Below are 13,512 nucleotides of genomic sequence, written 5' to 3'. Positions count from 1 at the left end.
TGTTTGACGCAGTTTGGTAAAATTCACCCTATTTAAAGCTCAATGGTCAGCTTGAAGGCATGCCGCAGTATAGCGCTATTAACATCGTCAATGTTCAACAGACTTTAATCTGTCTTAAATAACGTGGCAGTTTTTTGACTTTGTTTTTTTAATTATTTTAGGCTTGAGGGTTGGTTTCAAAATCAGCCAACATCTCGGTAATCCGTTGGTCTTTGTTGTACCATATTTGCTCAACCCAATCAAACATTTGCTTCTTTACAGCTTCATCGTTTTCGTAGCCACCGTTTTGAATTCCGACAAACAACGAGTCAGGTATCTCGATATATCTGACATCAACCCCCAAGCGCTTGATATTACCTTTCCACAGATCAGTATACGTTGGTACACCATCAGGATAGACAATAGTCATATCTAATATACCATCGATATCTGCACCTAAGGCATTTATGGCGAGCGATAAACCACCTGCTCGTGGTTTTAATAAATGAGTATAAGGTGATTGCTGCTGAGCATGTTTAGCCTTGGTAAAACGGGTACCTTCTAAGTAATTTAACAAAGTAAAAGGTTTGTCTTTTAACAGCTCACAAGCACGTTTTGCTTCTTCAATATCTTTACCCTTTAATGAAGGGTTCTTGGCCACGGCTTCTTTTGAATGGCGACGCATCATTGGAAAGTCTAAAAAATAAAAGGCTTGCCCCACAATTGGAATGTAAATTAACTCAAATTTGGTAAAAAATCGCGTTAATGGCAAGCGCTTTTCACTAATATACTGCACGATGCTAGTATCGACCCAAGATTGATGATTACTGACGAGTAAGTATTTACCATCGGTATGCACCTCGTCAGGCAAATTGATACGCCAGTCTTTGCGTGGTAGCATATTATCAATTAAAGCATTATTACTGCTAATCCAATGAGTGGCAATTTTAATCACGGTTTTATCTGCAATAGGGGCGCCCGTGATAATTTTCCCCATGCCCATCAACCATAGAGGAATACTGCCGCCAAAACTATTGGCCGCAATGACGCCTGTGGCTGTCGCTAGCGAGATAGCTTTTCCTAATTTAGGCGTGCTTTGATGTATTTTTTTAATAGTAGAGGTCAGGCGCATACTAAATCCTTTTTGATCTATCTTACGAGTCTATAAGTTATCCATTGCTGATACTGCTTTTATCAAAAGGCTTTCAAAGAGGTTTATGCTTTTAGACGGCTAGAGAAAAACCTGAAACTACCGTTAAAGACGATTATTTAGTCGATAAGGTAATTTGTATAGTCATTCCACTATAAAAACATTACTGCGTTGACCTCGCTTGCCTCGTACTACTTTTAAATTGAATCGACTGTATTGCTTAGCGCTGATAAATAGCGTGACGTAATTTTAGCAGAAATCAATTAGAGTGTAAGAGTGTAAACGTGACTTACGATAGCAACTTATGATGGGTCATAACAAATGAGAAGGGCGTAAATACCTAAAAATTCATCCGCACTTCTCATACACAGTTGTGACAAAATATTACATATAGTTAGATTGTAATTGCCATAATAATGGAGAGCACCTGTAAAAAGTAGTCCCTAACTAATAGAAAATATTTAAAAAAAGCACGGCTTGTTCACAATTATTTAAACTTTTATCTAAAATTCAGAGGAAATATTATGCGTAATAAATTAATGATTGCAGCAGTAGCATCAGGTTTAGTCCTTAGTGGTTGTACCACTACCGCAGATGGTCAACAACGTCTGAATAAGACTGCAATTGGTGGTTTAGCGGGTGCACTTGGTGGTGCTGCTATCTCTAAAGCGACTGGCGGTGAAGAGACTGGCCGTGATGCCGCTATTGGTGCTGCGCTAGGTGCTGGTGTTGGCTACTATATGGAGCGTCAAGCTAAGCAGCTTGAGCAGCAAATGGCCGGTACAGGTGTGACTGTTGAGCAAGATCCCACAACAGGTAATATTGATTTAGTTATGCCAGGTAGCATCACTTTCTCTTTTGACAATGCAACGCTAAATTCATCTTTCAAGCCAACACTTGATAAGCTGGCTAGCACCATGAATCAATATAACCAAAATACTATTACTATCGCAGGTCACACTGATAGCCAAGGTTCAGATTCTTATAACATGGGTCTATCACGTGATCGAGCTTACTCAGTAGCAAACTATCTAACCGCTCAGGGTGTGGCTTCTAACCGTATTAATGTTGTAGCGTACGGAGAGTCACGTCCAGTAGCTGACAACAGTACAGATTATGGCCGTCAGCAAAACCGTCGTGTTGAGCTAACGGTTAATGCGCCACAGAGTGTAAACTAACTCACTACATAACGATAGTTATGTGATGGCTAGATGTATCAAATGCCAATATAAGAAAGATCAGCGTTCAGCTGGTCTTTTTTTATGTCTTTCATTTGATGATTTGGTTTAACGTGTTTTATATGCCTAAAGCATGGTTGATATGAAGTTGTTGATAATCGTTATTTGTTTAAAACGTATTTCTAAGGCACTGCCTTATTGTTCTATCATTAAGTATATTATTATTTAAAATTAAATATTGATAATGATTATCAATTATATTATAATTTGTAAAGTTTTCTTAACGTTGCAATACAATATTTTTATCGCACATGATAAATACACCATATACATCGTTAGAATATCTTGTGACAACACACACTAATATCATTGATAACGAGTCACAAACATCAACTTTTTTTGCTATATTTCCGAGGATATGTATGACGATTACTACAGTAACGAACCGTAAAATTTTACCAACTACCTTAGCTGCTGCGCTTGCAGGGTTACTGATGGTGTCAGGTTGTACCAAACAAACCGAAGAAAATACAGATGCAAATACTGAGGCCCAAGCAGAAGTACAAAGTACAGAATCTGCCGATACTACAGACTTGTCAACCACTGAGCAGGCCGATACTGATAGATTGATGGATAGCTATGCAAACATGGCACATGCGGCTTATAAAGACTCTTTAGATACTGCCAAATTGTTGCAAGCTGCAGTAGAGGCATATGTAGCCACACCAACACAGGAAAATCTAGAAGCAGCAAAAGCTGCCTATAAAGTTGCCCGTCAGCCGTACTCGCAAACGGAAGTTTTCCGTTTTGACGAAGGCTTCGTCACTGCCAATGATCAGCGTGCAATTGGCAGCGTTGATGGCTGGGAAGGACAAGTGAATGCTTGGCCACTTGATGAAGCATTGATTGATTATGTTAGTGACAGCTACGAAGGTGAGTACGATAGTCAAAACAATATCATCAATAGCGACAGTATTACGGTTGGTAGTGTCGAGCAGGATACCAGTAGCATTACTCCTGAACTGTTAGCAGAAATGAATGAGATTGGCGGTAGTGAAGCCAATGTGACAACTGGTTACCACGCTATCGAGTTTATGCTATGGGGTCAAGATACAAACGGTGTTAGCGAAGGTGCAGGCAACCGCCCTGTGACGGATTATGCAACAGAAGCAGGTCAATGTACTAGTGGTGATACTGTCAATGATGATGCCAGTATATGTGAGCGTCGTGGTGAATTCTTAACAGCCGCTGCTCAATTATTGGTAGATGATCTAACGGCGATGGAAGCCGAGTGGCAGCCAGAAAGTGAAAACACGTTGCGTAGCGATCTGATGGCACGTAAATATGATAATGGTTTACGCCAGATTATGTATCAAATGGGCAGTCTTGCACTAGGTGAGCTTGCATCTGAGCGTATGCAGGTCGCGTTTGTTACTGGTTCTACTGAAGATGAGCATGAGTGCTTTAGTGATTTGACACATCTAAGCTATGCGAATAATGCTCGCGGTATTCAAAACGTCTTTAACGGTAGCTATAAAACAGTCGATGGTCAAACAGTTGGCGGTTACGGTCTTAAAGACTATCTCGTTGATACTGACAACAAAGCGGTAGCTGACCAATTGGTTGCTGATTTTGCTAAAGTAGAATCTGCCTTTGATGTACTCGTAGAAAAAGGTGAAAAAGAGGGTATCAAGATTGATCAAATGATCGCTACCGTAGGTCAGGTGAGCAAAGACGGTATCTCTGCTGAAGAACAAAACGTTCGCCGCGGATGGGTTGAGGCTGGTATCACTGGTTTGCAAGAGCTGACCGTTGGTATTGAAAATGCTGCTAAAGCCGTCGGTATCGACAATTTAGATGCTGATGCGGGCTCACAGTTTTAAGTTGAAGCATCTGAACTCCAACAGCTACATGTTATTTATTAATGCCTGAAGAGTTTGTTATAAGCTAATGAGAATTATTTTCATAGCATAGTAATTTAGGTATAATAAACACGTTGTCGACCACAGTTGGCAACGTGTTTTTTTACCGTATTAAAATAGCTTGATAGGTTGGTACTTCGCTGAACCTTATTGATTAGAAGTGAAACACTTTACAGCATGCGATTTTAATGGTTCTACGCTAGAACTAAGGTACTTTTTCTATGAACACCGCAAACGTTTTAAAAATCAAAAAATCTGCCTCATTTTATTCTGCTTCCATCATTAATGGTGTACTACCAAAACTGACCCTTGGTATCTTGTGTGCCCTATCTCTCAGCGCTTGTCAGCCGAACGACAGTAATTCTGACGATACTACTAATGAAGAGCAAGCTACAGAAAGTAATGAAAAATCTCAAGCTTTAGTCCCTGAACGTCTCCAAACGATAGAAAAGCTCGCTGGCGTATCCATGCAGCAGTTAGTGAAATTTGATCCGCAAGAGGTCAAACAGGGTGGTGATACAGGTATCAGTATCAGTAGTGCAGAGAGCTACTCTAAACCTTCTTCTAACTTGACCGCCTCACGTAAAGGGTCGTTTTTTATTGGTAATGCCTTCTTTAAGCAGCCTTGGGTCATTGCACCTGCCAGTACTGATAGCCGCGACGGTCTAGGTGCATTGTTTAATGTTGCTGCTTGTCAGTCTTGCCATATAAAAGATGGTCGAGGGCATGCACCAATGAATGCTGATGATGATGCCGATAGCTTGCTCATTCGTCTTGCTATGCCTGCGACCACTGATGAACAACGTCAACAGCTAAATAACTCTCTTATCGAAAAAGTCGTGCACCCTATGTATGGTGGTCAGCTTCAAGACCGTGGTATTCAAGGTGTGCCTGCTGAGGCAAAAATTTCAGTACAGTGGGCAGACAAACCAATTACTTTTGCTGATGGCTATGTCGAAACGTTGCGTGATCCTACTTTTAACTTAACCCAACCAGGTTATGGTAAGTTCGATGATGAATTAATGGTTTCACCACGTGTGGCATTACCTATGATTGGGCTTGGTTTGCTCGAGCAAATTCCAGAGGAGGCTATTAAACAACAAGCTACTCAGGCAGACGGTGATATTAGCGGAAAATTTAACTGGGTGATGGATCCACAAACTGGCGAGAAGGCACTCGGACGCTTTGGCTGGAAAGCAGGTCAAACCAAGCTGATTACCCAAAACCAAAGTGCCTTTAATGAAGATATGGGACTAACATCAAATATCCGTCCTAATGAGTCCTGTATGCCAACGCAGACGGCTTGTGTGAATGCAACAACGGGTGCTGATGAGCAAGGTAATGGTAAACCGCCTGTAGAAGTCAATGATGAAGTGACCAAGTTTGTTGAGTTTTATACACGTAATTTAGCCGTGCCGCATCGTCGTAATGCTGATGATGAATTGGTCTTAGCTGGAAAAAAACGCTTTTATGACATCGGCTGCCAAAGCTGCCATACACCTAGATATCAGTTGCCACACACTAACGATGATCGTCTTGAGCAGCATGGACAAGTGATCTATCCTTATACCGATATGTTGTTGCATGATATGGGTGATGGTCTTGCTGATCGTACGATTGCTGGCAATCTACCACCTAAAGATGCGCAAGTTGAGTTTTTGGCCAACTCTTATGAATGGCGCACACCTGCTTTATGGGGCGTGGGTCTGGCGCAGACTGTTGACTCGCAAGCGACATTTTTACACGATGGTCGTGCGCGTACTTTGATGGAAGCGGTTCTATGGCATGGTGGAGAAGCTGAAAAACAACAGAAAGAAGTGCTTAAGCTTGATAAACAAGGGCGTGCTGAATTGAATGCGTTCTTACAGTCTCTATAAAAATGCTGTTGTTTATTCGCTGTTAATCCCTAAATAGGCAGATATTAATCAGATGATCTGCCTTATCTATTATAGATACAATTACTTATATAAATACCGAGAAACCTATGAAAATAAATCATGCTTTAGCAATGGCATTGTCTGCCCTAAGTGCTGGGTTGCTTATCAGCTGTGCCAAGCCTGCTGATGAAAATAAAGCACCAGAGACGGATAGCCAAGAGGTCGCGCAAGACAGTGTTAATAGTTCAGCAGAAGAGAATAATGATATTACTGCTACAATTAATGTAGTAGACATCAGTACTGATACTGAAACCGCTTATCTGACTCATGTGGCTAATGATATTGTCATTCCAGCGTATGCTGATGTGACCAAACAAAGTGATTTATTGCATGATTTAGCTCAAACCCATTGTCAGTCAGAGTCAGTCAGTGGAGATGAATTACAAGCGCTGCGCGATCAGTGGCTAGTTTTGGCACAGGCATGGGCACGTGCTGAGATGATCAATTTTGGTCCTGCGACTGCCAGTATGAGCAACCTGTATATCAATTATTATCCCGACGAACGCGGTTTGGTACATAGTGGCGTGGCAGATCTAATCGCTGCTAATCCCAAGTTGACTCCTGAGCAGCTCGCTAACGAAAGTGCGATTGTCCAAGGCGTTCCAGGGCTAGAAGAAGCACTATATGCCAATGATAGTTTAGACGCTGGCCAATGTGCTTATGTCATCAGTGCAAGCAGTGCTTTGAGCACACGTTTAAAAGAGATTGAGAAAAACTGGCAGCAGAACTCAACTGAACTATTGGCAATCGATAAAGTGGCTGATAGTGATGAAGGGTTAAATCAATGGTTCAACTCTTTGCTATCGTTGGTCGAAACTATGAAGTCTAATGCTATCGATCAACCACTTGGCCTAACTGGTAAAGCAAAAGGGCATCTACCCGCTGCTACTGCTGCCCAAAGTCGTGCGATTATCAATGCTAAGCTCGCCACATTGAATAAAGCGCTGACGGATCCAGTATTGACTGAAATGCTAAATAGCAATAATGATAGTGAGGTCGGTAACAACTTATCCACTGTACTGGCTGAAACTACCACGCTACTGGCACAAATGCCAGAGGACTTGGCGACTGCAGATAAAGACACGCAGCAAGCACTGTATGAGCATTTGACAACGATAACACGCCTGATTAAACGTCAGTTGATTCCAACACTTGGTATTCGTGTCGGGTTTAATAGTACAGATGGTGATTAAGCAATGCAGACACAAGGTGATACAGTAAAAGAAGCCACCATGATAAACGGTATTAAGCGTGTAGGTCTGTTGGATAGACACCTTCAGAAAGAGGTGCTGAAAACGTCGGCACTGACAGCGTTTAGTACGGCAGCTTTGGTTGGGGTGCACCACCTTTATCGCAAGCAGCGTTATCCATCTGCGCGTTTGCAAGATTATGTGGTAGGAGTGAGTACACAACTTCAGGCACTATCGTCACAATTGACATCACAGCTATTATTACTAATATCACCACAGTCAGCCGCTACGCAGCAATTGTCAAGGTTGCAGTATGCCTATCATCAGACTGCCAATGTTTGGCATCAAGCTTATCAAAACTATTCATCGGACATGGATTTTAATGGTTACAACCCTATCGATAGTGCTGACATAGCGCCAAATTTTTCAGCAGATCACACTACGACCATGTTAGGGCGACCAGTGTGTTGGGTAAGTGGCGTGGCCTCAATGCCGCAGTCAGCTGCTTTAACGAGCGATGAGGAGAGCGTCGATGGCTATGGTGTCGTTGGTATTGATGCCGATCGTCAAATTGTGTGGCAAACAACGATGCCAGAGCGTGTACATGATATTGTCGTTCAGCCATCTTTAGCTGACGCTAATAGCCAAGCAACTCGCGATGTCGTCGTTATGGGTCGTCGTCCTAGTGAAAAGCTATGGGTATTGGACACAGCAACTGGTCAAGTAAAGACGGCTATCAAAGCGGCTACTCATCGTCACTTTTATGGTCATGCTTGCTACAACTTAGATGGCACATTATTGTATGTCACCGAAAATAATACGATTGATTTGGCGGGTAAAGTTGGTATCTACGATGTCAGCCAAGGTTATCAAAAAGTTGCAGAGTTTGACTCATATGGTATCGGTCCACATGAACTGATTATGCATCCAGATGGTGAGACACTTGTTATCGCGAATGGTGGTATTAAAACTGAGCAAGCTTCTCGTGAAGAGCTAAATTTGGATACGATGCGACCATCACTGGTGTATCTAAACCGGCATAATGGGGCATTGCTCGAACAGGTCATTCCTGAACATAATCAGATGAGCGTACGCCATTTAGCTATGCATGACGATGGTACGGTGATGATTGGCATTCAGTTCCAAGGTGAGCGTCATATTAACGTACCTTTAGTACTCACGCATCAGCGCGGTGATACTGACTTTAAGCCGCTCATGATGCCAAACAATCAATGGCAACGTTTTCATCAGTATATCGCTAGTGTGGCGGTGGACAGCGAGCGTAACCTGTTATGTGTGACGACACCGATTGGTGGATGTGCAGCGGTATACGACTTAAATACTCGGCAGTTTATTGATGATGTTAGTTTGCCAGATTGCGCAGGTGCATCTGTATTATCTTACGATAGTCAGTCCGTTGGCAGCCAGACAGTAAATAAACAGCTATCAGGTTTTATCGTCAGTGATGGACAAGGGCAACTGACAACTTTGACGGTGGTTTCATCATTGAAAATGGAAACCCAGCCAGACGAAGAATCAGCTGTCAAACCGGCGTTAGCTGATCGTGTTGTTAAAGACAGTAAACGCCATAAAATGTCTTTCGATAACCATTTGCAGGCATTGTTGTGATAAGTGAGAGAGGCGGAGGGAGATAAAGGTGGCGCTACAGAGTACGACATCGATATCAATACTCGCCAAGCAACAACTCATGCAGGCAGGCATTGAGCTGCAGGTTACTAAAAAGCGTGTTAAAAATATCAATTTTCGTTTGAAACCCTATCTGCTGATGGTATCTGTGCCACTATCTATGAATACAGCACAGATTGCACAGGCTGTGGCTCAGCGTGTATCGTGGGCAGTAGCTAACCACGCGCAAGTATTGGAACAATATAAGCGTAAACAGCATGCCTCAAGAGACTCCCTGACTGGTGATAGCCCTCTACTATTATGGGGTATAGTGCAGTCGTTTACGCTTAGCCCCGATGAAAAAATTACCTATTATCGGCAACAGCTCTCTAACGTTATTCCTTCTTTGTTTGATAAATGGCAACCTATCGTTGGTGCCTATGCCAATGAAATACGCCTAAAAAAAATGCATACCCGCTGGGGTAGCTGTAATACACGCGCGCGCCGAGTATGGTTGTCTGTTTACTTACCTGCTTATCCTATTGAATGTACTGAGTATGTCATTGTTCATGAGCTGTGTCATTTGCATCACGCCAATCATAGCCCTGAATTTTGGCAGACAGTAGCGACAGCAATACCAGACTATCAGCATTGGCATAATATGCTGGCAGGTAAAACAGGGTAGCTAGGGCGTATCATCGCTAAGACTATAAGCCTCACAACCTTAGTGATGACACGTCCTATATTGATGGTATACGTCAGAAAGAAACAAGGCTGACAAGGTAGGGGCTAACAGTGTATTTTTGCTGTTATAATTGTTTGTGTTTCAATGATGAAACTAGATAGATAAGGATGTCATATGGAAAGTGTGAATCAGGCTGGTTTTTGGCAGCAGCGTTATGAGCAAGATAGTATTGGTTGGGATATGGGGGAGGTTTCGCCACCTCTCAAAGCTTATATTGATCAGTTACCTACCTCTACAAAAAACCAATCTATTTTAGTAGCTGGTGCTGGTAATGCCTACGAAGTCGGCTATTTACATGAGCAAGGTTTTACTAATGTTGTTTTGGTTGATTTTGCGCCCGCTCCGATTGAGGTATTTGCCGAGCGTTATCCTGACTTTCCAACTGAGCATTTAATTTGTGCAGACTTCTTTAATTTATCACCAGAGCAATATCAGTTTGATTGGGTGCTAGAGCAGACGTTTTTTTGTGCGATAAATCCAGCACGCCGTGATGAATATGCAAAAAAAATGTCAGAATTATTGAAACCGAACGGGAAGCTGGTTGGTCTGCTATTTGATAGAGCTTTTGAAAAAAGCGGGCCACCGTTTGGCGGTACAAAAAGAGAGTACCACCAGCGTTTCGAGAGTCTTTTCGATATTGAATTGATGGAGCTGAGCTACAACTCATATCCTGCACGGCAGGGTAATGAGCTATTTATTAAGCTGCGAGCAAAGTAAGGAATTAATCTCGCGCTTGATATTATCCCGAGCTTGCGCCTCTAGCCTACTACGGTAGTAGTTTGTCATATACAAGGTGGGGTGTGCCAACAGCTGATTTAATACGTGAGTCCGTCCTTTTTGGTAGTTCTTGTCAGTGACATGTACATACTCTTCGCGTACCGCTTTTGCATACTGCTCATACTCTGAGTACGGCATTCCCAAAACACTCAAGTCCATATCTAATAAATAAGCCGCATCGCTATTTTTGTCAGAACCCATCTCATTATTCAGTTGATGAGAGGCGGTCATCATAATCAGTGCGTAGATATATTGGCATTGTTCAGCATTTAAGTAAGGCTCTAATATTTCTACCGCAAATTCTGCGCTTTTTAACTCATTGTCTGAGCGTGTTGGTTCATATATGACGTCATGATAATATATTGCCAAAGCGATAATATGTGGCTCACTGAGCTGGTGCTTCACTTGTTCAAACTGAGAAAATAACTGCTGAATATGCTGTGCGTTATGATAAGCGCGTTGGCGCTCATCATAACGCACAGCAATATCCTGCCAAAGTATTTGTGATTTTTTTGGCGTGACATCGCTATTGATAGCAGATAGGTGTAAGTAAAAACGATTACTTAACTCAATGTCTATTTGAGACAAATCACTCATATTTACTTTTTATTAGCATCTTCTTCAAGCGCTTGCTTAAATACTTTGCCAAGCAAATTGACGTCATCGACACGAGCATAGTTTAGACGAGTGACAAAGGCGATATGGCGATGTGGTCCTTGCTCTGCTAGTGGTACCGCGACAGCGTTTTGGTTTTGTAGATGAAGCTGGTCTAATGCCATCTCGGGTACCAATGTCGTTCCCATGTTGGCAAGTGCCATTTGAATAAGCGTGTTCAAACTGGCATCTGAAAAGCTTGATTTCATCTGTGCACGATCAAAATGACAAACAGAGAGTGTCTGATCAGTCAAGCAATGCCCTTCACCTAGTAACATAAGATTGGCTGTTGTCAGTTCATCTGCATTGATGGTTTCAAGCTGGGCATGTACATCGTCTTTTGGAAATACTGCAAAAAAATCCTCTGTCCAAAACTCAAAACTGTGTAAGCCTTCTACTGCATAGGGTAGGGCAATAATAGCGGTGTCAATATGACCGTAACGTACTTGTTCTAACAAGCGTTCTGTCTGCTGTTCGACGATGGTCATACGGAACTCTGGATAGTTGGCTCGTAAGGCTGGTAATACTTTTGGTAGTAAATACGGTGCAATCGTTGGGATGATACCGACAGTCATCGGATAAGCAAGCGGCGATTGATGGCTATGAGCACGTGTAGTTAGATCATGGACGTCAGAAAACACACGCTGTGCTCGCGCTAGAATGTCCTCACCGATAGGAGTGATTAATACCTGTTTGTTATTACGCTCAAAAATCTGCGTATCCAATTGTTTTTCTAACTCGGCTATACCCAAGCTCAGCGCAGACTGAGAGATATTACAGTCTTCCGCTGCACGTTTAAAATGACGGTGTTTAGCCACTGCTAAGGCAAACTCAAGCTGACGTAAAGTAATCATAAAATCTCTCTATTAATGGGCTTTTAAAGCGATATATGTGTTAACTCATGCAGTGCAACAATGAGATATCTGCATTCGATTTCATCTTAATGTAATCTATAGGTTATATAGTCAATGACATATCGCGCACTGATGATAAAAAATAGAGATAATAGTTTAACAAGTTTAATAAAACAAAACATCACATTAAAAACTTTTAACTGGATTAACAATAAAATTCGCGTATAGTTTGTCAGGTAGCCCAGATTATTAAAGGCTTAACAAAGATACTTATACCAAAAATTCCAATTAACTTAACTATAAAGGAGCCACTCATGGCGTCTATTATCAATCAAGAAATCCCAGAATTTTCAGCAGATGCGTATGTAAACGGTGAATTCAAAACCGTTACTTCAGAAGACGTAAAAGGCAACTGGGCAATCTTCCTATTTTACCCAGCTGATTTCACGTTTGTTTGCCCAACTGAGTTAGAAGACATGGCAGCTCACTACGACGAGCTAAAAGGCCTTGGCGTAGAAGTGTACTCAGTATCTACTGACACTCATTTCACGCACAAAGCATGGCATGATTCTTCAGACGCTATCGGTAAAGTAAACTACCCAATGATCGGCGATCCTACTGGTAAAATCACTCGTGGCTTCAACGTTATGATTGAAGAAGCTGGTCTAGCCGAACGTGGTACGTTCTTAGTAGACCCAGATGGCCTAATCCAAGTTGCTGAGATTCATGCTGGCGGTATCGGCCGTAGCGCAAAAGACATGCTACGTAAAGTAAAAGCAGCACAGTATGTTCGTGAAAACGATGGCGAAGTTTGTCCAGCAGCTTGGGAACAAGGCGCAGAAACGCTAAAACCAAGTCTAGATCTAGTTGGTAAAATCTAAGACCATAAAGTCTTAGAGAGTATCTACAAGGTACTAGAATAGTAGGTTGGCTGATAGGCAGTGACTGTTATATCAGCTGACATACAAACAAAGACCCCATTAGCGATTACTGATGGGGTCTTTTTACGTCTATGCAATTTTGTATTATCTGTATCATAATTTGTGTCAAATCATGATGTACGCCTAGTATCACTTATGCTTGATTGGCATCATCTGCTTTACTCGCGTCAATAATTTTATAGATCTCGTCTTTGAGATGTAATTTTTGACGCTTCATTTGTTCTATTTCTTCATCGCGACTGGCATGCTTTACCAAATCTTTTTCGAGGTAATTGATTTTTTGATCGAGCTGAGCGTGCTCATCAAAAACACTCGCAAAATGGCTATCTGTTAGCTTAAGTTCGGCAATGATGTCTTTATTGTCTTGCCATGTATCAGTCTTTCTCATGTGTTCATCCTTGTTGTGAAGCGCAAATTAGTCATAAGATTCGCGCATTATCGTTAAGATTTTTATGATTTTGAGACGTGATTTTCACTCAACCAAATCATGAGTTGATGCAATAGTGATAAGGTTCAGCACTAGCAGAAAGCGCTTTAATAAGTTCACATAAAAGCCAAA

General features: G+C 41.9%; 12 protein-coding genes. 8 read left to right on the top strand and 4 right to left on the bottom strand.

Going from position 1 to position 13,512, the window contains the following annotated elements; translation table 11 throughout:
- Nucleotides 1–157: 157 nt before the first annotated feature.
- On the bottom strand, nt 158–1,111 hold the full coding sequence (locus ACT3RN_RS01060) for an acyltransferase (protein WP_192991841.1): 954 nt from the start codon (nt 1,109–1,111) through the stop codon (nt 158–160).
- Nucleotides 1,112–1,653: 542 nt separating this feature from the next.
- On the opposite strand from ACT3RN_RS01060, the gene ACT3RN_RS01055 reads away from it, so the two are divergent.
- From ACT3RN_RS01055 to ACT3RN_RS01025, 7 genes are all read left to right on the top strand, one after another.
- Nucleotides 1,654–2,307 (top strand): OmpA family protein, encoded by a 654-nt coding sequence (locus tag ACT3RN_RS01055; protein WP_192518535.1) that lies wholly within the window; start codon nt 1,654–1,656, stop codon nt 2,305–2,307.
- 422 nt (nt 2,308–2,729) lie between these two features.
- Nucleotides 2,730–4,190: an imelysin family protein gene (locus tag ACT3RN_RS01050; protein WP_192518534.1), complete on the top strand. Its 1,461-nt coding sequence runs from the start codon at nt 2,730–2,732 to the stop codon at nt 4,188–4,190.
- Nucleotides 4,191–4,450: 260 nt separating this feature from the next.
- A complete protein-coding gene (locus tag ACT3RN_RS01045) occupies nt 4,451–6,106 on the top strand; it encodes a di-heme oxidoreductase family protein (protein ID WP_192518533.1) in 1,656 nt (551 codons plus the stop codon).
- A 107-nt stretch (nt 6,107–6,213) separates the two neighbouring features.
- Nucleotides 6,214–7,359 carry an imelysin family protein gene (locus ACT3RN_RS01040; RefSeq protein ID WP_192991840.1) on the top strand — a complete coding sequence of 382 codons (1,146 nt, stop codon included), beginning with the start codon at nt 6,214–6,216 and terminating at the stop codon, nt 7,357–7,359.
- 3 nt (nt 7,360–7,362) lie between these two features.
- Nucleotides 7,363–8,985, top strand: a complete 1,623-nt coding sequence (locus ACT3RN_RS01035; protein ID WP_192991839.1) for a DUF1513 domain-containing protein — start codon at nt 7,363–7,365, stop codon at nt 8,983–8,985.
- Between the two features lie 79 nt (nt 8,986–9,064).
- A complete protein-coding gene (locus ACT3RN_RS01030) occupies nt 9,065–9,667 on the top strand; it encodes a M48 family metallopeptidase (protein ID WP_192518554.1) in 603 nt (200 codons plus the stop codon).
- 174 nt (nt 9,668–9,841) lie between these two features.
- Nucleotides 9,842–10,444: a methyltransferase domain-containing protein gene (locus ACT3RN_RS01025; protein ID WP_192518530.1), complete on the top strand. Its 603-nt coding sequence runs from the start codon at nt 9,842–9,844 to the stop codon at nt 10,442–10,444.
- Here ACT3RN_RS01025 and ACT3RN_RS01020 read toward each other — a convergent pair.
- The gene (locus ACT3RN_RS01020; RefSeq protein WP_192518529.1) at nt 10,418–11,101 is read right to left on the bottom strand and encodes an HD domain-containing protein; all 684 of its coding nucleotides are present in this window, start codon (nt 11,099–11,101) and stop codon (nt 10,418–10,420) included. The two genes, ACT3RN_RS01025 and ACT3RN_RS01020, sit on opposite strands and share 27 nt — an antisense overlap.
- A 2-nt stretch (nt 11,102–11,103) precedes the next feature.
- A complete protein-coding gene (locus tag ACT3RN_RS01015; protein WP_192991838.1) occupies nt 11,104–12,012 on the bottom strand; it encodes a hydrogen peroxide-inducible genes activator in 909 nt (302 codons plus the stop codon).
- A 314-nt stretch (nt 12,013–12,326) separates the two neighbouring features.
- On the opposite strand from ACT3RN_RS01015, the gene ahpC reads away from it, so the two are divergent.
- Nucleotides 12,327–12,893 (top strand): alkyl hydroperoxide reductase subunit C, encoded by a 567-nt coding sequence (gene ahpC / locus ACT3RN_RS01010; protein ID WP_192518527.1) that lies wholly within the window; start codon nt 12,327–12,329, stop codon nt 12,891–12,893.
- 193 nt (nt 12,894–13,086) lie between these two features.
- On the opposite strand, the gene ACT3RN_RS01005 is transcribed toward ahpC, so the two are convergent.
- The gene (locus ACT3RN_RS01005) at nt 13,087–13,341 is read right to left on the bottom strand and encodes a YdcH family protein (protein WP_192518526.1); all 255 of its coding nucleotides are present in this window, start codon (nt 13,339–13,341) and stop codon (nt 13,087–13,089) included.
- Nucleotides 13,342–13,512 lie beyond the last annotated feature (171 nt).

It is taken from the genome of Psychrobacter sp. AOP5-GZ1-6, from assembly GCF_052376345.1.
Lineage (GTDB): Bacteria > Pseudomonadota > Gammaproteobacteria > Pseudomonadales > Moraxellaceae > Psychrobacter.
The sequence above is the reverse complement of the archived record's forward strand: the minus strand, read 5'-3'. Positions and strand labels throughout refer to the sequence as shown.